This is a genomic window from Metabacillus schmidteae (assembly GCF_903166545.1).
Lineage (GTDB): Bacteria > Bacillota > Bacilli > Bacillales > Bacillaceae > Metabacillus > Metabacillus schmidteae.
Genome location: NZ_CAESCH010000003.1, coordinates 67,742 through 89,021, shown reverse-complemented (window position 1 = coordinate 89,021; position 21,280 = coordinate 67,742). Strand labels below are relative to the sequence as shown.

Here is a 21,280-nt window from a genome sequence, read left to right as displayed (position 1 = left end):
ACTTAACGAAAGATTTAAAAATGACTAACGATTTAAAGTCGTTAGCCATTATCTTTCACAATCGCGCTCGATTGTGGAAGATTTTAAAAAATAATAAAGCTTCAAAATTAATCTTTAGTTATTACTAACGCTTCCTTTACTTTTGAGAGCCAAATTTATTCTCTATTTCCTTGAAGTCTTTGCTATCAATATCTGGTGGTTCTTTATCATTTTCTCTTAATGTCCAATTAAAAAATCCAGAAATCAATGCAAATATGAGTGAACCTTGCGAAGCAATCTCAATATTCACCATAAATGTATCGAGTAACTCCATTAACACAAAAGTGAGACCTGTATTCAAAATAAATGACAACCAGCCGTTGCTTGATTGAATAATACCAACAGATCTCAAAGCTTTTGGTATCGCATTTGTAATGAGTGAGAGAGGTATTTCAAGGAATACATACATAACAAAGAAAAATACTAAAGCACTGATTGAATTATATTGTAATCCGAGTAACCTTAAAAATATGTATTCAAAAAAGGTAATACCAAACAAAATTATTAGTACGATAGATGTACAGATAACTATTGTTTTAATTTTATTTATCTTAAACGACTCCTTCCTAAATTTGCCCGTTAATTTAAGTACAACGCTTCACAACCTCTCTTAAATTTTATCATTATATTCAATTTTCTTTAAAGCTATTGTTCCAGAAAATGGCCCGATTGCTGAATACAACTTATCTTTTAACGGCATTGTCATATTACACAGAAAATCAAACAGGGAGGGAAAATCGTAGATCTTAAATTCCCTCATAAATCTTCCCAAATTTAATTTTCATTTGTTCTTTAATTTCTTTATTTTCCTTCTCTAAATCTTTGATTCTCTTCCGTAAGGAAGAAATAATTACATCTTTAGATGCGTCACTCATATTTCTTTTAGCTTGTTTTATTGAAGGGAGACCTTCTTGTTGATTGCGAAGTGTTTCGATTCGTTCTCGGAGTTCTGTATTTCTGTATAGAAATGCTTTTGAAACCCCTGATTCTGCAGAAACAGAGTTAAAATTGATTTTTATTTGTTTTTTTATCATCTTTTTGATCGCTTCTTCAACTTTTTGAATGGTCTTTTCCGTTTTTAACTTTGCATGTTTTATAATACCTTCGGTATTTGGGTTTTCATTAGACATTTTGCATCACCTTCTCACGTTCATCTCCAACATACTCACGCCTGGTTTTATCTAAACCAAAGATACCACCAGTATGTAGTAAACCATTTGCTAATTCTTTATATCTTTTTAATTTGGGCTCAATTAACTCAACGGAACGTAACCTTCCGGATTTTTTGTATACTCCAATATCAGCTTCCATTTTAGATATCTGTTCTTGGTAATAGTCGAGAAACGTCTTGTCAACGTGAAAACTTCGGCAGTTGTTTTTAATACAGGGTGGTTCTAATGTCTGTTCAAGAAAATCACAATGAAGTTTAGGGCTTTTTACACAAAACCCATGATCTAAACGAATGGAGTCCATGTTATGACGTATCCATTCCAGTTCAACTCCGTTTTCTTCAGCCTGTTGAGCTAAATTAGCGACAATAACTTCTCCATGTGTATCTAGTCTTACTGCGCCAATATCGCGAGCCTTTTCCCATTCATCACGGAGTGTTTGATCATGAATTTGGGCATAGACTAACGTCATTTCAGGACTGGCATGAGCCATCAGTTTTTGAACATGAAGAATATTCATTCCGTTATTAATCAAATTAACACCGTAACGGTGTCGGAACGCATGATTTTTAAACCAATAAATTTCTCCATCTTTGTCCTTAATATTACATCTGTTAGCTAGTTTATTAAGGTTCAACTTAATGGAATCTTGCGATATGGGATTACCCATCCTTTTCCCTTTAAGTGTTGGAAACAAATATTTCTTAGGGTTCGTGTCCAAAGTTGATCTCTTTTTTGTAAGTTCTTGCTGCGCTAGGACCACATTTGCAATTTCCTCTGAAATAGGAACTTTATGATTTTTATAACTTACTTTTCTTTGATCTCCGATAATCCACCAGCCATCTTCTTGATTTACTAAGCAGTCAATTTTAAGTGATAAAACGTCACTTATTCGAAAACCTGTAGCTTCCATTAGAAGAATTATAGGTATATGATCTGAGGAAAGTTGGTTAATATGGTAAATTAACTGTTCCCATACTTCATCCGGGATATATTTAATTTCATCAGCTTTTGCTCTTTTCTTTTTAGGGATATCTTCAATTGACAATAGTGAAATTACTGACTTTGTCGGAGCTTCTTCCCATTCGAATTTCTGTATGTATGAGATAAACGTTTTAAGGTCTATTAAAAAACGATTTACATAATTGTGATCTGGATTAATTAAATATTTTCCCTTTTTAATAGTGGAATGTCGCAAGTATTCAATGTACTCCTCAATATCCATTCTGGATAGCTGGTTTAATTCTTTCCACTCAGGATGTTTACCCTTCAAAAAGGTGAAGAAAAACGAAAGTCTATTTAAATAACATATTGCTGTAGAAAAGCTAATGGATTGCTGAACAACTAGGCGAGTCTTTATATATTTTTTAAATAATTGTCTATAAGGTTGTGGAACCTTCGAAAAGTCTAATGAATATCTACTAATTGTATTGTTATAATTAATATTCAATTTTCGTACATCCCAACAATCCTTGTCTGTTTCATCACGTTCATCATAAAGCTGATAATAAAATTCATAAACTTGAAGAAAGAGTCTAATATACAAAGATGGTTGAACTGTTGGTGACAACCATGGTGATGACTTTTTCCGGTGTACAATTTCAACTGATTTTCCATTCTCTACAAGAAATGTTCGATATTCTGTTAGAAACTTTTCCTTCTGTATATCAATAATAGAATCTAAATTGGCATAGTATCGAGAGATGAATTCTGTAAAAATTTTAAGACATGGAGAATAATGCATGAAAGCATAGGTAATCGAAATCCTTGTCTCCTTTAATCCCTTATAAAAATAGTATTTTAATTCATTTTTCAATCTAAGATTGTGTACCTTATCAAAAATCAATTTTCTATTCCAATCATAATGTTTATCCAGGATGGGACATTCTTGTACATTCCATACATCATTTGCCCAATATCCATGTAATGGTTCATTTATCTGTTCCAGATGGTGGGGAAGGGGTTTTATTTTCAATGTACTCTGTGTCATTATTTATCTCTTCTTCCTATTTTTTTGTTTGATTGAGCTTGTTCCCAGCTTCCACGTATGGTTTCATCGGATGCATGGATATAAGTCTGTATCGTTGTTTGAACGTGTGCATGCCCTAATAATCTCTGTATGATGGCAATATCTACTCCTGCTTCATGTAACTCTGTGGCATATGTATGCCGAAGCATATGAGGGGTAAAATCTATTCCTGTTTTTTTCTTCATCCGTTTAATTAAAGAACGTACAGAACCATCAGTCATTGGTTTACCACGATTTGGTCCAGTTAAGGTGATAAACACATAATTGCTATCAATTTCGTAAGAATGAAAGTCTATTAGATAATCTTGAAAGAGATTCATAGTCTCAATAGATACATAGACTTTTCGTTTTTCTCCATCGGATGTTTTGGATCTCCTAACCGAAATAGCATTTTTACCAATATCAAAATCCTCTACCCACAGAGAAAGGGCCTCTCCAATACGTAATCCACCTTCATATAAAATACGGAACAATAATTCATCCCGTATATTGCTGCAAGCATTATGAATTACTTGTAATTGGTTTTTATTTAACGTTTTAACTGTACGCTTTGGCTCCTTAACTTTTAAAATGTTTTTATCATAAGAATTCCCTTTTGTAATGTGATGGAGGAAGGGTTTAAACGTCCTAAAACGCCCTGGGGCCTGCTTTTTTAATTGATTATTTACATTTCCCACGTAATCCTCATTACGAGTCAAATAGTCATAGAATCCTATGACACAAGTTATGATGGTATTGACTGTTCTTTCTGATCGTTTAGCTAAGGTTTCTTCAAAGTAAATGACTTTTGTAGATTGATCGGGAATTCTCAGCCAACCGATGAATTGAGCCAAGATATCAAGGTTCACTTCTTGATATCTTAACCGACTTTCCTCTAGGAATTGAAAATAAAGCTTTAGATGGTAACAGTATGACTTTAGTGTATTTTCAGCTTTTCCAATGTTATCTAAATACTTTATATACTTTGCAACCGGTATGACCGGATAGCCTCTCTTATCAATTAACAGATATCTTTTCTTCTCTTGAATGAGAACTTCTTGTACTTTCAACATTCCACCCCCTAATTCGTAAGATACTATATATTCATAAATTTAATAGTACAAATAATAATTCTTTAATGAAATATAAAAGAAGTAGTTACTATCGCAAGATACGTTAATAACTACTTCTAATACTAGTACAATTAAAGCTGGTTACACAGACCAAATATTCGGACTGACTCATTTATTAGGATTTAAATTTGCTCCAAGAATAAGAGATTTATCAGATTCAAAATTATTTACAATAGATAAAGCAAGTGAGTATCCAAAATTAGAAGCCATTTTACGTGGGCAAATAAATACAAAGGTCATTAAAGAAAATTATGAGGATGTTTTGCGATTAGCTCATTCTATAAGGGAGGGAACAGTTTCAGCATCCCTTATTATGGGGAAACTAGGTTCTTATTCAAGACAAAATAGCTTAGCTACTGCTTTACGTGAGATGGGCCGAATAGAAAAAACGATTTTTATTTTGAATTATATATCGGATGAATCATTAAGAAGAAAAATACAAAGAGGTTTGAATAAAGGAGAAGCCATGAATGGATTAGCAAGAGCTATTTTCTTTGGAAAACAAGGTGAACTTAGGGAAAGAACCATACAGCATCAATTGCAAAGGGCCAGTGCTTTAAATATAATCATCAATGGCATCAGTATCTGGAATACCTTACATCTAACAAAAGCAGTTGAATATCAAAAACAGTCTGCTAGTTTTAATGAAGATTTATTACACCATATGTCGCCTCTAGGGTGGGAACATATTAATTTGCTAGGAGAATACCATTTTAATTCAGAGAAAATGATCTCGTTAGATTCTTTAAGACCATTGAAACTTTCTTAACGTTGTTAAAAATGGGGGAATCATCCCGAAAATGTGCTTAGCGTTGTAAATCCGCATTTTCCTGACGGTTCCCCTTGATGGGCTTAGCGTATAGAAAATGAGTTTTTTCTATGTCGAAATGTGCTTAACGTATGTTTTATGCGAAATGTTGGCTGTACCCCTAATTAAAAAAATCGATTCCCTAATTAGAGAATCCGTAAAATGATTTTAGACTTAAACGAAAGTTAAAATAGCTGTTTTTGCATAAAAAAGCCCCGTTCGTAAAATTACACTTTTACCAACGGGGCTTTTAATGTTCTTCATTGTTAAAAACATGGTTATAACTTTTTGGGAAGGTCAGGGTTTGAGAACAACTTTGACACACCCATCTTCGTGATCATTAAAGATTTGATAGGCTTCACTCGCCTGGTCTAGACGCAATTTATGAGAGACGATTTCTGTTGGATCCAGTTCTCCTTCCGTAATCATTTTAAAGAGCATTGGCATGTAATGGATGACTGGTGCCTGACCCATTTTTATTTTTACATTTCTTTCAAATATGTTTCCTAAAGGGAACTGGTTATATTTAGAGCCGTAGACCCCCGTCAGCTGCAGCGTTCCAAATTTTCTCACAGCACTCATACCGATTTCGATCGGGCTGATGGTTCCGCCAATAAGCTTCATCTTTTGTTCGACAGCTTCGATTGGTGTTTTTTTCCCATCCATCCCTACGCAATCAATGACGGCATCTACACCGCCACTTGTAATTTCTTTAATATGGGAACCCATAGAAATCATATCATCAAATTCATCAAAATTAAAAATCTCAACATTGTTCATTTTTTTGGCACGTTCAAGCCTATAGGGAAGATTATCGACGGCAATGACTCTTTTTGCGCCTTTCATCCAGGCAAACTTTTGCGCCATCAAACCAATGGGTCCACAGCCGAGCACGGCAACTGTATCCCCTTTTTTCACTCCTGCACTTTCAATGCTCCAATAAGCAGTTGGCAGTACATCAGACATAAACAGTAATGCTTCATCTTCAAGTTCAACAGATTCAGGAATCACGAAAGGCATAAAATTTCCATAGGGAACACGCAAATATTCAGCCTGTCCACCCGGATGATTCCCGTAACGCTCCGTAAATCCAAAATATCCGCCTGTATCAACTTCTGGATTTGGGTTAGAATTATCACATTGGCTCTCCAAATCATGCTGGCAATAGTAACAGCTTCCACATGAAATGTTAAATGGGATGACCACTCTATCCCCTTTTTTCACTTTTGTTACCTCTGGTCCGACCTCTTCTACAATACCCATGGGCTCGTGGCCAACTACATAATCTTTTTCAGCTGGCAAGGCACCTTGATAAATATGTAAATCAGACCCACATATCGCTGTTGATGTAATGCGCACAACAATATCGTCTTTTTGTTGAAGCTTCGCATCTGGAACTTCTTTCACCTGCATATCCTTGGAACCTTGAAAAGTAACTGCTTTCACAAGTAAAACCTCCTATTATAAATTCATATAACTCTTATAATACCCATTGAAGAAATTAATATACTTTTTTTTATTTTTAGTTCTATTTAACTAAATAGGGCGTTTACTCCAGTTCAACTCCCGATTTGACATTAAAAATGAGATGGAAAAAGCGTACTAATCTGTTATCAGATGTACGCCTTTTCAACTACCTAAATCGTGCGCAATAGCCACAATCTTTGAGAGAACAGTTAAAATAAATCTAAAAATCTGCGCTTTTAAAATTTGTAAATTCTAGACGTTGGAATAAAAAAATGAAGATGGCACTTGTTTTTTCGCTATTGATCAAATGCAACATAATTTCCTTACTTAGTTTGTTGGTCCGCAGGATCCTACTATCAAGGACTTATTCCTTTAGGTTTTAATAGTATACAATTTGATACTATATTCCTTTTTTGTTACTAGGTGAAATTAAAGTGTGAACTTTCAATATTGGAATATACTTATTATACTAACGTATCACCAGTAAACTGAGAGTAGCACAAATCATTACTCGTGCAAGTTCTGAAAAAAGAACAAAGTACTACTCAAGTCATCGCCATGTCTCTTTTTATGCGGTACCGGTCTTTAGATAGGGATACCTTTACCGGTAAAGTCATAGCTATCCTTCGGAACGAGTTTGGTGGACATGCAGTGTAAAAAAGCAACTAGGCTAATTTGTGTGAATTCGGTAAATGTATCCGATATCATAACAATTTCCGGATGGTGAAAAGGGAGTGAAATCATGAATGTAATGGATGCAAAAATAATTAATACTCATTATGGATTGGAAACCTATTTAGACTTTGTGAAAAATCTTGACGTAAAAAAGCTTCATTATCCTACAGAGATAGACCCTTATTACGAAATAATTTTAGGGATAGAGTATTTTTTGCTAAGGGAAGAAAAATATTATGACAGTCAAAAGAATTATTTTCGCATTCGTATGAATTCTGAATTTAGTTCAATAATACTGAGAGAAACAAAAACGAAAAGCTTATTTGCTGTCAAAAACGAATACGAGAGAGACGCAACTAAGGAACTAGTTGGAGAATGGCTTATAAAAACAAATGCTTTCAAAGAAGTTATAAATGAACTGATTCAAAAAAAGAAAATGGAAAACGTTCAAACAGAGGAAGACATTCAAATAGTTTTAGGAACGACAAGGTTCTTGGAAAAATTACTTAAGATTAAAACAGAAGAGATATTAAGTGCCGTTGTAGAGAGGGATAACTGAGGTTTCTTAATAATAACTACCTTTTTAATAAAATACTATTGATAACGTTACATGGTTCCACTAATGTTTTAAAAAAATTGATAAGGGAAATTTACACTGAATGTTTTTTGAACGCTTGCCTACTTTAATGCAGAAAAGGAGAATTTACACACATGAACCGTTTTACTATTCCGAGGGATGTTTATTATGGAGAAGGATCTTTAGAAGTTTTGAAAACCCTTGAAGGGAAAAAGGCAACTATTGTTATCGGAGGCCAGTCCATTAAAAAATCAGGCTATCTTGATAAAATAGATGCTTATTTACGTGAATCTGGATTTGAAACACAGCTCATTGATGGTGTTGAAAATGACCCATCTGCAAAAACCGCTTTAGAGGGTGCAAAAAAGATGGAGGAATTTCAACCGGATTGGATCATTTCCGCAGGCGGCGGTTCACCGATCGACGCAGCTAAATTAATGTGGATTTTTTATGAGAATCCGGAGCTCGCATTTGATAAAGTTAAAGCACCGAACCCACTACCGGCTTTACGGAAAAAAGCACGCTTTGCGGCGATTCCTACAACGAGTGGCACAGGTACTGACGTATCACCTTTTTCTGTTATCACGGATCATGAAACAGGAACGAAATATCCGGTATTTGGTTATGAGATCACGCCGGATATTGCCATTATCGATCCGGAGCTGACATATTCGATGCCGGCTGACATTGTCGCCTATACGGGAATGGACGCATTAACGCACGGAATCGAGGCCTACGTATCAACGATGCATAACGCATTTAGTGATCCGTTGGCGATACAATCGGTTAAAATGGCAGTGGATAATATTGAAAAATCAGTAGTTGGAGATAAAGCAGCGAGAGCAGAGATGCATTATGCCCAGGCTATTGCGGGAATGGCTTTCTCGAACGGGTTTTGGTATTGTACACAGCCTATCACATAAGAGTGGCGCGATTTTTAACATTCCGCACGGCCTTGCGAATGCTCTTTATTTGCCATACGTGATTGATTTTAATAAAAAGGCGGACGGTTCCCGGTTTGCTGATATCGCTAAGATGCTTGACCTTTCTGGAAACACAGAAGACGAGTTAATCGATTCCTTAACGGATTTGCTTCGCCGTTTAAATAAATCGCTAAACCTTCCGTTATCGCTGCAGGAATTCGGTGTAAATGAGAGTGAATTTGAAAAACAGCTGGATCGAATGGCAGCGGGAGCGATTGAAGATCCGTGTACATCATCCAATCCCCGGGAAGTATCTGTAGAAGAAATGAAAAAACTTTATATTGCTGCATTTAAAGGTGAAAAAGTAACTTTTTGATGGAATCAAAACGGAACTGCCCGGGCAGTTCCGTTTTTGTTCGTTTCAATCATTTTAAAACCTCTCTTAAATCTAAGCTTTATTAATCTTTCAGTAAGGTGTTTGGCTCTCATAACAAATCTTGCGTAAAAGTGTACTTATCTACAAGATATGCGAAGAGAAAATACACCAAAAAAGAAAAGACAAATTTAGTAAAAGGGCATTCACTTTTATTCACCGAACTTAACACATAAGTGAAAAACATACTTGGAAACCTTATTGAAACCCGTCGCACACCTTTAGAAAAGTGCTGCATTAAGCTTTTTATCAGGCACATATGCTGAAGCTTATCTTGAAAGGATGAGGAAAATCATGACTCAAACGGAGGATCAACGTGTTGAAAACCTATACTGTATAAAGGATGCACTGTTCTGTTTGTGGCACTTAAAAAATGCTGTTCGTGGCAGTATATTTTTTGAATACGCTGCGCTTTACATGGAGTGGCGGATGGGTTAGGCTAATTGCCCAGAAAAGCTTGTTGCTCTGGTCTTTTCAAAAAAATCTGTCCGCAGAGGCTCCATGTCAAGCGACAAAATCAGAATGAATAAATTTTATTAATAACGAATAAATATACTGCTATTTGGTACATCAGTTAAATGCCAAATACACTGTTCCTATCTACTGTCGAACAATAATTGAATAAGTAAGAAAGAGGCTCATGATTACCACCGAGATAATCATGAGCCTCTTATGTTTCTATGGCGCAAATTAATGCTTAAAAACTGCGCAAAATAAAATTAAAATTCACAATACTTTCATTTGTTCTCATAGAGTCTACCCAAAATAAACAAAAGAAGGGGATTGCAATATAAGACTACGTCTTATTAGTATGCAACTTTTTGTTGACAAAAAATGTTACGTACAGCATATAGAAGGCCACGGCAGCGAATACTTTGAGTTAATTAAGGAACAAGGACTTGAAGGCATTGTCTTAAAGAAAGCAGACTCTATCTATCGCCCTGGCACTCGCTCCGAAAATTGGCTCAAAGTCATTAATTATCAGTATGAAAATGTCCTGATTACCGGCTTACGTAAAAAGGAATTTGGCGTGCTGCTTTCCTTTGAAGATGGATCACCAGCTGGCTTAATGGAATTTATGAAACCCTCTGATCGGAAGAAATTGTATGCAGAATACAAAAAATTCATCCGGACAGAAACCGATGATTTTATTTATTTAGATCCTAAACTAAAAGGCATTGTAAAATATCGGAACCTAACGAAAAAAGGTTATTTACGCATCCCCTCATTCGAGAAATGGACCACTTGATAAAAAGCGCTGAAATTTTCCTACAGCGCTTTTTCTTTGAATTTTAACCTGCGCGAAAACCTTACTGAAAGTAAAAACACAACTTTTTATGGTTTTTGGTAACAATCTTTTTATTAATACAAAACCAATCAGATATAATTATTTTGATAAACGCTCCATGAGAGTAGCTTTTTCTGCTTCAAAACCAGGTTTGTCAAGTAAAGCAAACATATTCTTCTTGTATGCTTCGACTCCAGGCTGGTCAAATGGGTTAACTCCTAATAGATGGCCACTAATCCCACATGCCTTCTCAAAAAAGTAAACCATCTCACCGTAAGTGTATTCATTCATTTCATCCAGTTCAATCACGAGATTAGGTACTTCTCCATCTATATGGGCCATAAGGGTACCCTGAAATGCACTTTTGTTGACTTCATCCATCGTCTTACCTGCCAGGAAGTTTAATCCATCAATATTTTCTGGATCCTCCTGAATAGTCACTTCAATTCGAGGTTTCTTAATCTGTAAAACCGTTTCTAAAAGGTTTCGTCGACCTTCTTGTACATATTGCCCCATGGAATGCAAATCCGTTGAAAAATCAACGGAAGCAGGGAATAGCCCCTTTTGATCTTTTCCTTCACTTTCCCCAAACAGCTGCTTCCACCATTCCGATACGTAGTGAAGGGAGGGCTCATAGTTAACAAGCACTTCAATTGCTTTTCCCTTATTGTAGAGTACATTTCGGACCGCAGCATACTGATAGCTCTCATTTGTCAATAAATCAGGATTGTTGTATTTACGGGCTGCTGCTGCTGCCCCTTCCATCATATGATCAATATCAAGTCCTGCTACGGCAATTGGTAAGAGACCAACTGCTGTTAGCACAGAATACCTTCCACCAACATCATCCGGAATAACGAACGTTTCATATCCTTCTTCGTCCGCAAGCTTTTTTAATGCGCCTTTTTTCTGATCTGTAGTAGCAAAAATACGTTTTCTCGCCTCTTCTTTTCCGTATTTTTTCTCCATATAGTCACGGAAAATACGGAAAGCAAGGGCTGGCTCTGTCGTTGTTCCTGATTTAGAAATGACGTTAACAGAGATATCTTTCCCCTCTAATAGTTCAAATAAATGAGATATATAAGTAGAACTGATATTCTGACCGGCAAAATAAACATGTGTCTTATTGTTCATCTGGTTATGAAAGCTATGGGACAGAGATTCTATAGCCGATCTTGCCCCCAGGTACGAACCACCAATACCAATTACAACCATTGCGTCTGAATGTTTCTTGATTCTTTCAGCAGCTTGTTTAATTCTTTCAAATTCACTCTTATCATAGTTTAGTGGCAAATCGACCCAACCAAGATAATCAGAGCCGGGGCCTGTTTTTTCATGTAGCATTTTATGAGCCACTTTTACAAATTCACTTAGATTATCTACTTCACTCTTTTTCATAAATGCTAATGCATTGGAGTAATCAAACGAAATAGTCATACATTACTTCCCCTTTCAATCAAATTTAGCTTAGCTGCTTCAATCGGAGATCCTTCTCCGTAAAAAAGATCTCTCGGCATAGTAAAACGTTTCATGTTAGTGCATTCTCCTTTTCTACAGTATATAAGGGAAGTTTTTAAAAACACATTTAAACTCCCCCTTTTCAATTTTGAAAAATCCTTAGTGGGACCGTGTAATTATCAATAGCGTACATTAAAAGATAGTTAGTATTAAGAAAACTCAATGGTCCCTCTCTACATCGGCACTTAGTATGTCTTCTGTTTTGATTTCAAGTAATATTTCCAAGAATCTTATCGTTCCTAATACTTTTCGAGTGTCTCCCTCATTTTGAACATTCTCCATTTTCTTTTGTTGGATCAGTTCACTTATTACTTGCTTGAAAGCATTGGTTTTTATAAGCCATTCTCCAACCAGTAGCTTAGTTGAGTCTCTCTCGTGTTCGGTTTTGACAGCAAATAAACTTTCGGTATCTGTCTCTCTTAACGTGATTGAATTAAAATCTTCGCTCATTTGAATCCGAAAATAATTCCTTTCACTATCATAATATTTTCCGTCCCTTAGAAGAAAATACTCTATCCCTAATACTATTTCATAAAAGGGCTCATTATCTGATGGAGAATGGAGTTCTTTTACTTCGATATTCTTCACCATGTCTAAATAGGTTTCTAAACCATATTGTGTGTTAATGATTTTTGCATCCAATACGTTCATGATGTCACACCTCAATATTGTTTTATTTTTTTGGCTCTGTTAAACTTGTCTGTTGGCTCCAGGTGCTCGCTTTCCGCGGGCGAGCCGGGAGCCTCCTCGGCGCTGTGCGGCTGCGGGGTCTCCCTTGTCCTGTTTTTCCCACAGGACGTTGAATCATCATCCGTGAATAGGCACCGCACGAGAAAATGTGAATGCATTTTCGAGGAGTCTCGCTCCTTCCGCTTCAATCAACATAGTTAGCACTATCAACGACTTAAGTAAATCTACCAATTTTTGGGATATACCAAACTAAAAATCCAATGAATTTCCGGCTCATTTTAACGAAAGACATATACAGCAGATGACTTTATGATTTTTCCACAGCATGTCCGCCAAATTCATTACGAAGGGAAGCTACCACTTTACCTGTAAATGTATCATTGTCTAATGAACGGTAACGCATTAGTAAAGACATAGCGATAACAGGGGTAGCTGTTTGAAGATCCAAAGCGGTTTCAACTGTCCATTTCCCTTCCCCAGAAGAATGCATAATGCCCTTAATTTCATCTAATTTTGCATCTTTAGAAAATGCGCGTTCTGTCAATTCCATGAGCCATGAGCGGATGACAGAACCGTTATTCCACACCCGTGCCACTTTTTCATAGTCAAAATCGAAATCGCTTTTTTCCAGGACTTCGAATCCTTCACCAATGGCGGCCATCATTCCGTATTCTATTCCATTGTGGACCATTTTTAAGAAGTGGCCACTACCAGATTTCCCAGCATATAAATACCCATTATCTACAGCTGTATCTCTAAAAATCGGCTCGACAATGCTCCATGCTTCAGGATCTCCACCAATCATATAACAAGCACCATAGCGAGCACCTTCCATCCCCCCAGAAGTACCGGCATCCATAAAGCTCACTCCAACTTTCTTCAACTGTTCGTAACGACGAATGGATTCCTTATAATGCGAATTACCAGCTTCAATGACGATATCTCCTTCACTTAGAAATGGTGTGATTTCACTAATAACTGAATCAACGACGGAGTGTGGGACCATTATCCAAACAACTCGTGGCTTTTCTAATGATTGAACAAGATCTTGTAAACTGGATGCTCCTTCAACTCCGTATTTTTTAATTTCTTCAATAGTATTTGTATTTAGATCAAACGCCATTACACGGTGTTTATTGTCAATTAAGTTTTTTCCTAAGTTCATACCCATTTTCCCTAATCCAATTAATCCTACTTTCACTTGAGTTTCCTCCTTTAAATTACAAAAAATAGCCTGTATTATTATGCTACCCATTTGTTGTTCTTCATGGTCTCCTTATGGAACCATAAGGATTCAACAAATACTTTAAGTTCCTTGGGTAAATCGCGTAACAATTATCTGTCAAATCCAACCTCGGTTTGCTCTCTTCATACCAATAGCCTTCCAGGGAGGTGCGGATTAAACTCCCCCCCTAGTTTCCCACCATTTAAAACCATCCTCCTCCAATAATTGCGAAGCAGCTTGTGGCCCCATCGAACCGGCTTGATATAGGTGGAGTGGAAGGGCATTTTCCTCAAACGCCTCTAAAACGGGCTGTACCCATTTCCAAGATAATTCAACTTCGTCCCAATGAGCAAAGAAGGTAGAGTCCCCACGCAGAGCATCGAATATTAAGAGTTCATAAGCTTCTGGTATGTCTCTTGTACTTGCTGAGAAGTCAACAATTATCGGCTCCAAATTTCCATTTGTTAAATTTTTGCTATTTAATTGCATCGACACACCCTCATTTGGACTTACTTTGATAACTAATAGATTGGGTTCTGCAAATTGATTCTCGTTAGTATACACATTTTTCGTTGGATTCTTGAATTCAATCACAATCCGCGTCGACTTTTCCTTCATTCTTTTTCCTGTCCGGATATAAAATGGCACCCCATCCCAGAATGAACTATCAATCCATAAACGAGCAGCCACAAATGTATCGTTTGTGGAAGAAGCATTCACTCCAGGTTCTTCTAAATATCCGACTACAGGTTTACCCTTTATTTCCCCCGGTCCATATTGACCACGAACAACGTGGATACCTACAGTATCTTTCTGTACAGGCCGAAGAGAGTCCATAACTTTTCTTTTCACTGTACGGATATCGTTCGTGCTCATCTGTTTTGGCTGATGCATGGCCGTCATCATCAACAGCTGCATCATATGATTTTGGACCATATCACGAATAGCCCCTGCTTTTTCATAATAACTAGCTCTCTCTTCTACACCAACCGTTTCACTAGCCGTTATTTGCACATTGGCAATATACCGATTGTTCCATAGTGATTGCAGCACAGGGTTGGCAAATTCTAAAGCTTCAAGGTTTTGAACCATCGGTTTTCCAAGATAATGGTCAATCCTGAAAATTTCGTCTTCTTCAAAAGCTTTGCTTAGTTTTTCATTTAAATCTTGAGCAGATTTTAAATCACGCCCAAATGGTTTTTCGATCATTAATCGTTTCCATCCTTTTGTCGAGCCTAATCCACTCTCCTTGATGTTCAAAGCAATTACATCAAAGAATTCAGGAGCAACAGAAAGATAAAACATTCGATTCTCTTCAATACTCTGGTCTTTTTCATTTTGTTGAACGACTTCAACTAACTTCTTATACCCTTCAGCATTCGTGAAATCTAACTGGCAATAACGAAATGCCTTTACAAACTCTTGTTTTTCGGATTTATCATTTATCAAGTGTCTAGAAAAAGTGTATAGCGAGTCTGTTACATGGTTTTGAAAATCAACATCAGACATTTCGTCTATTCCTACACCAATGATCAAAAAAGAATCTGGTAATTTTTGATTCAAATATAAATTAAACAAGGCAGGGTAGATTTTTCGCTTAGCTAAATCCCCAGTTGCCCCAAATAAGACAAACGTCATAGAATCCACTTTTCATTCCTCCACTTTTTCAAAGCATTTTCAAATAGAAAAATGTCTGATTTTCTTCGTTTCCCCTACAAAACAACAAGGATTTTCGCTATTGCGTTATCCTACTTTTGGATGTAAGTTTCGTTTATTTCTCCCAGCTTGTCCGGTAATAATGATATCTCTTAATTGAGAATGTCCACATTTTGGACAGGTTTCATTATTTATGGTGATGATTAGACATCTTTCACAAACTTTTCGCTGCTTAGTTTTGAACCTTTCCATGCGGATCTCTCCTTTCGTAAAAAGCAACAACATGTATAAATTATTAAATGAAGTTTCACTTCATCTCACCATGCTTGTAGCAGTATTCCCTTAAGGTTTGGTAGTATTCTTTAAGCTCGCTATTACTTGAGCAAAATCAGTATATTACGTATGTTATACTTTTGAAAGTACGCACTTTATTAACATATAGATACATTTGTATAACATAGTGTTAAAAATAATACTATAAACTTGAATCCAATACCAAGAGTGAAAAGCCGAGGACAGCGATTATACAAGATTCGCTGCCCTTGGCTTTTTAGTAACTGATTCTTTTATTAAATGTTGTGTTTAAATGTTGTGTTTTTTCAACCTTTTAAATACGTAGAGATATAAAAAAACACGGACAGCATCTTTATTAAGATAGCTAACCGTGGTTTGTTAGTATATGAACTTTTTTACACTTTTTCGAACCCCTAGGAGAAACTCTTTTTTCTACTGAATAGACGATTTGTTTTCTGTTTCTTTTTCCAATACATTCTCAATATAATCTTTACCCCAGTCATACATAGCATCCAGAATAGGCATCAGACTTCTTCCATACTCAGTGAGTGAGTATTCAACTTTTGGTGGAACGACAGGATAGACTTCACGATGAACAATCAAATGGTCTTCAAGTTCGCGCAATTGATTAACAAGCATTCTTTGAGTGATACCCGGCATGAGGGCCTTTAGTTCACCAAAACGTTTGGTTCCTTCTTTTCCTAGATGCCACAATACCAACATTTTCCATTTTCCACCAATAATCGAAAGAGTCAATTCTTTTTCACAATTAAACACTTTTTCCCCAAGATTCGGCATTCATTTCACCTCCAACCCTTATTATGTCCAATAGTATACTTTTTGTTACTATATGATAAAAAAGTGCATACTTTTAATTTAGTAACATACCCAGTATACTGAGTATCATACCGTTAGTAAATAGCTATCAATTGGATACAATAACACTGTGCAAAAGAAAGCTATACGGCACAATATACTATTATATAAGGAGCGAGTAATAAATGAAATTACAATTAGCATTAGATCTTGTAGATATTCCAGGAGCCATTGAATTGGTGAAAGAAGTAGAAAATCATATAGATGTTGTAGAAATCGGCACGCCGGTTGTGATTAATGAAGGCCTTAAAGCAGTAAAGGAAGTGAAAGCTGCCTTCCCTAACTTAACTGTATTAGCTGACCTTAAAATCATGGATGCAGCTGGATATGAAGTTAGCCAAGCATCTGCAGCAGGCGCTGACATCATCACCATTCTTGGTACAGCTGAAGACGAGTCCATTAAAGGTGCTGTAGAAGAAGCAAAAAAACAAGGTAAACAAATCCTTGCTGATATGATCGCAGTTAAAGACATTGAAGGTCGTGCGAAAGAACTGGATGAACTAGGAGTAGATTATATCTGCGTTCACACAGGTTATGACCTTCAAGCTGTAGGAAAAAATTCTTTCGAAGACCTTGCAACCATTAAGAGCGTTGTAAAAAATGCGAAAACTGCTATTGCAGGCGGAATCAAATTAGAAACACTTCCAGATGTGATTAAAGTACAACCAGATCTTGTCATCGTAGGTGGCGGTATCACAAGCAAAGACGATAAAAAAGCAGTTGCAGCTAAAATGCAAGAATTAATTAAACAAGGTTAATTATAACTATGAAAACTACTCAATATTTAGCTGAAGTCGTTCAAGAATTAAGTCGGACAGTCGACTTAATCTCTGACGAAGAAGCAGAGAAGTTGGTTAATAAGATTCTGGAATCCAAAAAAATCTTTGTTGCAGGTGCGGGCAGATCTGGATTTATGGGCAAATCTTTCGTGATGAGAATGATGCACATGGGGATCGATGCTTATGTAGTCGGTGAAACTGTAACAGCAAATTTAGAAAAAGGTGATTTGTTGATCATCGGTTCAGGTTCAGGTGAAACGAAAACCTTGGTTTCAATCGCTGAAAAAGCAAAAAGTTTAGGTGGGACGGTCGCAGCTGTAACGATTTCCCCTGACTCCACGATTGGAAAATTAGCTGATATTATCATTAAATTGCCTGGATCACCGAAAGATCAATCTGAAAGTGAATATAAGACCATACAACCAATGGGGTCACTTTTTGAGCAAACGATGTTATTATTTTATGATGCATTGATCTTGCGTTTTATGGAAAAAAAAGGCTTAGACTCTACTAAAATGTACGGCAAACATGCCAATCTCGAATAGAGTACACTTTAAAAAATATGGAAACATCGTAAAGACCGCATTTATTTCTTTTATGAATTGCGGTCTTTACTGCATATTACAAATAACACAGTCCATACAGGAAAGAAAAAATAGCCCCTGATTCAGTCCCTTCTATGGCCGGATCAGAGATCATTATTGGGTGGGGCACAGCCAAGAATTTAGCCATCACTCACAGTATGAGCCCTATTTGGGTTATCACCAATATTTCACTGGTAGGCCCCATGTCTATATAAGTTTTTTTATGGGAAAATAAAATCCTATTGGCGATGAAAAACGCTTCATAAGTGTAGTAAACAAAACTCTTCGTTTTATAAAACAAAGGAATGAGGTTGAATAAATGGTTCGATTCGGCGTAATCGGTACTAATTGGATTACAGAAAGATTACTTGAAGCAGCAAATGATGTAGAAGATTTTAAACTAACTGCTGTTTATTCTCGCACGATTAGTAGAGCAGAAGAATTTGCAAGTAAATATGGAGTAACAAAAATATTTACAAACCTAAAAGAAATGGCAGTTAGTCAAGAAATTGACGCGGTGTACATTGCTACTCCCAATTCATATCACGCAGAACAAGCTATTTTATTTTTGCAAAATGGCAAACATGTGTTATGTGAAAAGCCACTGGCTGTTAATGCAACCGAAGTAGCGAGGATGATTCAAGCCGCAAAAGATCATAACGCCCTATTAATGGAAGCAATGAAATCAACATTACTTCCAAACTTCAAGGTCATTCAAGATAATTTACATAAAATTGGTCCTATCCGTAGATACTTTGCAAGCTATTGTCAGTATTCATCTCGTTATGATAAATACAAAGAAGGAATTGTCCTTAATGCCTTCAATCCAGAGTTTGCGAACGGTTCATTAATGGACCTTGGTGTCTATTGTTTGTATCCACTTATTACATTATTTGGTGAACCAAAAGAAGTGAAGGCAACTGGCATTATGCTTGATTCGGGTGTGGATGGTGAAGGTAGCGTCATCTTAAAATATGATGATAAAGATGCGATTGTGATGTATTCCAAAATAACGAACTCTTATTTACCAAGCGAAATTCAAGGCGAAAAAGGAAGTATCATGATTGATAAGATTCATACGGCTGAAAAAGTAGAAATTCACTACACTGACGGCACGGTTGAACAATTAACAGTCGACCAATCTCATCCAGCTATGTATTACGAAGTGAAAGAATTTATTGAATTAATCAACCGAGGAAAAACAGAGTCTGATACTAACTCATATAAAAATTCATACACCACGATACAAGTGTTGGATAAAGTGAGAGATGAAATAGGTCTTGTATATCAAAGTGATCATAAGTGAAAAAACACAAAAACCCCTACAGCGACTTGTATTATTCTCTTGAGAAATTACGAATCTGGCCTGTTTGTCGAAGAATAAAAGAAATCGTTTTAGAACTTACCTAAACTATTTTGCATCCATTCTTTTTTATAAGAGCATTATAGCATTTTCTACCCGGCTAACAAATTTTAAAGGACTTTTGCTTATTATGCAAAGGTTCAATGCTCATTTTTTAAGATGTGTTTCTTCTTTAATTTGTGATTTAGTTTAAGTATTCCTTAATAGGAGTAGCGACAATGACACTACCCCTATTAGGATCCTACCAACAACCGCACTTTTCTGACCCCACCCTACCCTACAGAGTAAAAAGGGTTGTAAATGTAAAAAAAATCCATGCTATGACCCTTTTTTACAAGTACCTCGGTCGTACCCCTATTAGGTATCTAGAGAATATAAAAATTGGGGATATTAGAGAAGAATTGCTCTTATTAAGAGAAAAACTTCATCTAAAGAACGATAAAGAGGGAATTTTTAGAGGCTGGGCTTTAACTATTTATACTATTATGACTTCTTATCCAGAAGCAGAATTAGTTACTAAATTAAAAGAAACATTTTGGATTGATGCTGAAATGGTTTTTCAAATGGATGAATTTAAAGAAACTATTTTATCCATAGACCAATTAGGAATCTATGTTTTATTAGAAAACAGCCCTGATATTCAATTTATCAAAAAATTAATTAATAAATCAAAAACTATTCTAATTGATATAGACTGTAAATTAATTCGCTCTAGAAACTTTTACTTAGAAGGAAAATTTTATAAAAACCTATTGAATGATACCAATAAAGCCCTTTCTCTATTTTACAATGCTTTGGATCTTTTGGATAATGACTATGAAGGTCTTTTAAAAGCCGATATTCTTTATGAAATCAGTAGAATTAAGGCAATAGAAAGCGAGGCAATGACGGCACTTGAATTATACCACGGTCATTTAGAGAGTCAGTTTCTATTCACTCACTTTCATGAGTTAACTTTACCTTCGTTTAAATTTTTAAATTTTTAATTTTATAATTAGAGAATAATGGCAATAAAGGTTAGTCATCATATATGACTATACGAAGTGGAGAGAATCTCATGTTAGAAAATAAAACAATGAAACAACGTATTCAGCAACTTGAAGACATCGAGGCATTATGAAAATACAAGCAACTTCACAGAAGATGCTACGTAGGAAAGCAACAATTACATTGTAGAAATGTTGAAGGAGAGTACTGCAACCGTTGAACTTGGAATGCATACTTTACGAACCGACATTTATATAGATGACGATACGCCAACGGGGAAATAACTTTTGTGGGTCGGTGTTAAAGGCGAGTTTGTTACAAATCTCGTCTATCAAAGTGAGCATGTCAAAGGACAATTTAACAGCTGAACAAAAGGAACTAGCTGAACTTAGAAAGCGAAATAAGCAATTAGAAATGGAGAATGACATTTTAAAGCAAGCCGCGCTGATACTAGGACGACAGTAAATGTGATTAAGGCACAAATACTCGATATCAGCAATGTGCAAAGCCCTACAAATACCTAGAAGTACTTATTACTATGAAGCAAAAGAGCGTCAGGCTGAAGATGACTTCAGTTCAGATATTGTTGAGATTTTTCAAAACTATGGCACTCGTAAAATTAAAAAGGAACTAGCAAAACGTGGGAAGGTTGTTTCTAGACGTCGAATCGGACGAATAATGAAAGCACAAGGCCTAGTGTCTTCCTATACTCTAGCACAATTCAAGCCACATTCCTTCACAATCTCCATTTCTTTCTAATTAATCTTAAACTAGCACTTAACATGGCA

General features: G+C 36.1%; 17 protein-coding genes and 4 pseudogenes. 10 read left to right on the top strand and 11 right to left on the bottom strand.

Features of this window, described 5'->3' with window-relative positions; all coding sequences use genetic code 11:
* Positions 1-136 precede the first annotated feature (136 nt).
* The 4 genes from HWV59_RS26040 to HWV59_RS26025 form a co-directional block, all read right to left on the bottom strand.
* Positions 137-571 carry a YrvL family regulatory protein gene (locus HWV59_RS26040; protein ID WP_223254552.1) on the bottom strand — a complete coding sequence of 145 codons (435 nt, stop codon included), beginning with the start codon at positions 569-571 and terminating at the stop codon, positions 137-139.
* Positions 572-785: 214 nt separating this feature from the next.
* On the bottom strand, positions 786-1,169 hold the full coding sequence (locus tag HWV59_RS26035) for a DUF6262 family protein (protein ID WP_061794293.1): 384 nt from the start codon (positions 1,167-1,169) through the stop codon (positions 786-788).
* Complete coding sequence (locus HWV59_RS26030) at positions 1,162-3,198, bottom strand: tyrosine-type recombinase/integrase (RefSeq protein WP_061794292.1); 2,037 nt, start codon at positions 3,196-3,198, stop codon at positions 1,162-1,164. The genes HWV59_RS26035 and HWV59_RS26030 overlap by 8 nt, the downstream gene beginning before the upstream one ends.
* Positions 3,198-4,289, bottom strand: a complete 1,092-nt coding sequence (locus HWV59_RS26025) for a tyrosine-type recombinase/integrase (protein WP_061794291.1) — start codon at positions 4,287-4,289, stop codon at positions 3,198-3,200. Before HWV59_RS26025 ends, HWV59_RS26030 begins: the two co-directional genes overlap by 1 nt.
* An 85-nt stretch (positions 4,290-4,374) precedes the next feature.
* On the opposite strand from HWV59_RS26025, the pseudogene HWV59_RS26020 reads away from it, so the two are divergent.
* Positions 4,375-5,118, top strand: a pseudogene (locus tag HWV59_RS26020) (Tn3 family transposase); the annotation flags it as partial.
* A gap of 336 nt (positions 5,119-5,454) precedes the next feature.
* Here HWV59_RS26020 and HWV59_RS26015 read toward each other — a convergent pair.
* Positions 5,455-6,603, bottom strand: coding sequence for a zinc-dependent alcohol dehydrogenase (locus HWV59_RS26015; protein WP_090727731.1), 1,149 nt, complete (start codon positions 6,601-6,603; stop codon positions 5,455-5,457).
* A gap of 555 nt (positions 6,604-7,158) precedes the next feature.
* Here HWV59_RS26015 and HWV59_RS26010 point away from each other — a divergent pair.
* From HWV59_RS26010 to HWV59_RS25995, 4 genes and pseudogenes are all read left to right on the top strand, one after another.
* Positions 7,159-7,281: pseudogene (locus HWV59_RS26010) on the top strand (phosphogluconate dehydrogenase (NAD(+)-dependent, decarboxylating)); the annotation flags it as partial.
* 85 nt (positions 7,282-7,366) lie between these two features.
* The gene (locus HWV59_RS26005; RefSeq protein WP_090727733.1) at positions 7,367-7,858 is read left to right on the top strand and encodes a hypothetical protein; all 492 of its coding nucleotides are present in this window, start codon (positions 7,367-7,369) and stop codon (positions 7,856-7,858) included.
* 152 nt (positions 7,859-8,010) lie between these two features.
* Positions 8,011-9,175: pseudogene (locus HWV59_RS26000) on the top strand (iron-containing alcohol dehydrogenase).
* Between the two features lie 868 nt (positions 9,176-10,043).
* The gene (locus HWV59_RS25995; protein WP_072526550.1) at positions 10,044-10,481 is read left to right on the top strand and encodes an ATP-dependent DNA ligase; all 438 of its coding nucleotides are present in this window, start codon (positions 10,044-10,046) and stop codon (positions 10,479-10,481) included.
* Positions 10,482-10,619: 138 nt separating this feature from the next.
* Here the strand turns inward: HWV59_RS25995 and HWV59_RS25990 are convergent, their stop codons facing one another.
* The 6 genes from HWV59_RS25990 to HWV59_RS25965 all read right to left on the bottom strand — a co-directional run bounded on the left by HWV59_RS25990 (position 10,620) and on the right by HWV59_RS25965 (position 16,701).
* Positions 10,620-11,957, bottom strand: coding sequence for a glucose-6-phosphate isomerase (locus HWV59_RS25990; protein WP_031538331.1), 1,338 nt, complete (start codon positions 11,955-11,957; stop codon positions 10,620-10,622).
* 240 nt (positions 11,958-12,197) lie between these two features.
* Positions 12,198-12,689, bottom strand: a complete 492-nt coding sequence (locus tag HWV59_RS25985; RefSeq protein WP_031538332.1) for a hypothetical protein — start codon at positions 12,687-12,689, stop codon at positions 12,198-12,200.
* 346 nt (positions 12,690-13,035) lie between these two features.
* Entirely contained in the window at positions 13,036-13,929 is an 894-nt protein-coding gene (gene gnd / locus HWV59_RS25980; protein ID WP_031538333.1) for a phosphogluconate dehydrogenase (NAD(+)-dependent, decarboxylating), read from the bottom strand.
* Between the two features lie 198 nt (positions 13,930-14,127).
* Entirely contained in the window at positions 14,128-15,600 is a 1,473-nt protein-coding gene (zwf, locus tag HWV59_RS25975) for a glucose-6-phosphate dehydrogenase (RefSeq protein WP_072526551.1), read from the bottom strand.
* Positions 15,601-15,696: 96 nt separating this feature from the next.
* Positions 15,697-15,861 (bottom strand): hypothetical protein, encoded by a 165-nt coding sequence (locus HWV59_RS25970; RefSeq protein WP_155986760.1) that lies wholly within the window; start codon positions 15,859-15,861, stop codon positions 15,697-15,699.
* Between the two features lie 474 nt (positions 15,862-16,335).
* Complete coding sequence (locus HWV59_RS25965; protein WP_031538335.1) at positions 16,336-16,701, bottom strand: winged helix-turn-helix transcriptional regulator; 366 nt, start codon at positions 16,699-16,701, stop codon at positions 16,336-16,338.
* A 203-nt stretch (positions 16,702-16,904) separates the two neighbouring features.
* On the opposite strand from HWV59_RS25965, the gene hxlA reads away from it, so the two are divergent.
* The 5 genes and pseudogenes from hxlA to HWV59_RS27190 all read left to right on the top strand — a co-directional run.
* Positions 16,905-17,537, top strand: a complete 633-nt coding sequence (gene hxlA / locus HWV59_RS25960; protein WP_031538336.1) for a 3-hexulose-6-phosphate synthase — start codon at positions 16,905-16,907, stop codon at positions 17,535-17,537.
* A gap of 8 nt (positions 17,538-17,545) precedes the next feature.
* A complete protein-coding gene (gene hxlB / locus HWV59_RS25955) occupies positions 17,546-18,103 on the top strand; it encodes a 6-phospho-3-hexuloisomerase (RefSeq protein WP_031538337.1) in 558 nt (185 codons plus the stop codon).
* A 358-nt stretch (positions 18,104-18,461) separates the two neighbouring features.
* Positions 18,462-19,448, top strand: a complete 987-nt coding sequence (locus HWV59_RS25950) for a Gfo/Idh/MocA family protein (protein ID WP_072526549.1) — start codon at positions 18,462-18,464, stop codon at positions 19,446-19,448.
* 275 nt (positions 19,449-19,723) lie between these two features.
* Positions 19,724-20,491, top strand: coding sequence for a hypothetical protein (locus tag HWV59_RS25945; protein WP_102232414.1), 768 nt, complete (start codon positions 19,724-19,726; stop codon positions 20,489-20,491).
* A 346-nt stretch (positions 20,492-20,837) separates the two neighbouring features.
* Positions 20,838-21,227 (top strand): annotated as a pseudogene (locus HWV59_RS27190) (IS3 family transposase); the annotation flags it as partial.
* Positions 21,228-21,280: the final 53 nt, after the last annotated feature.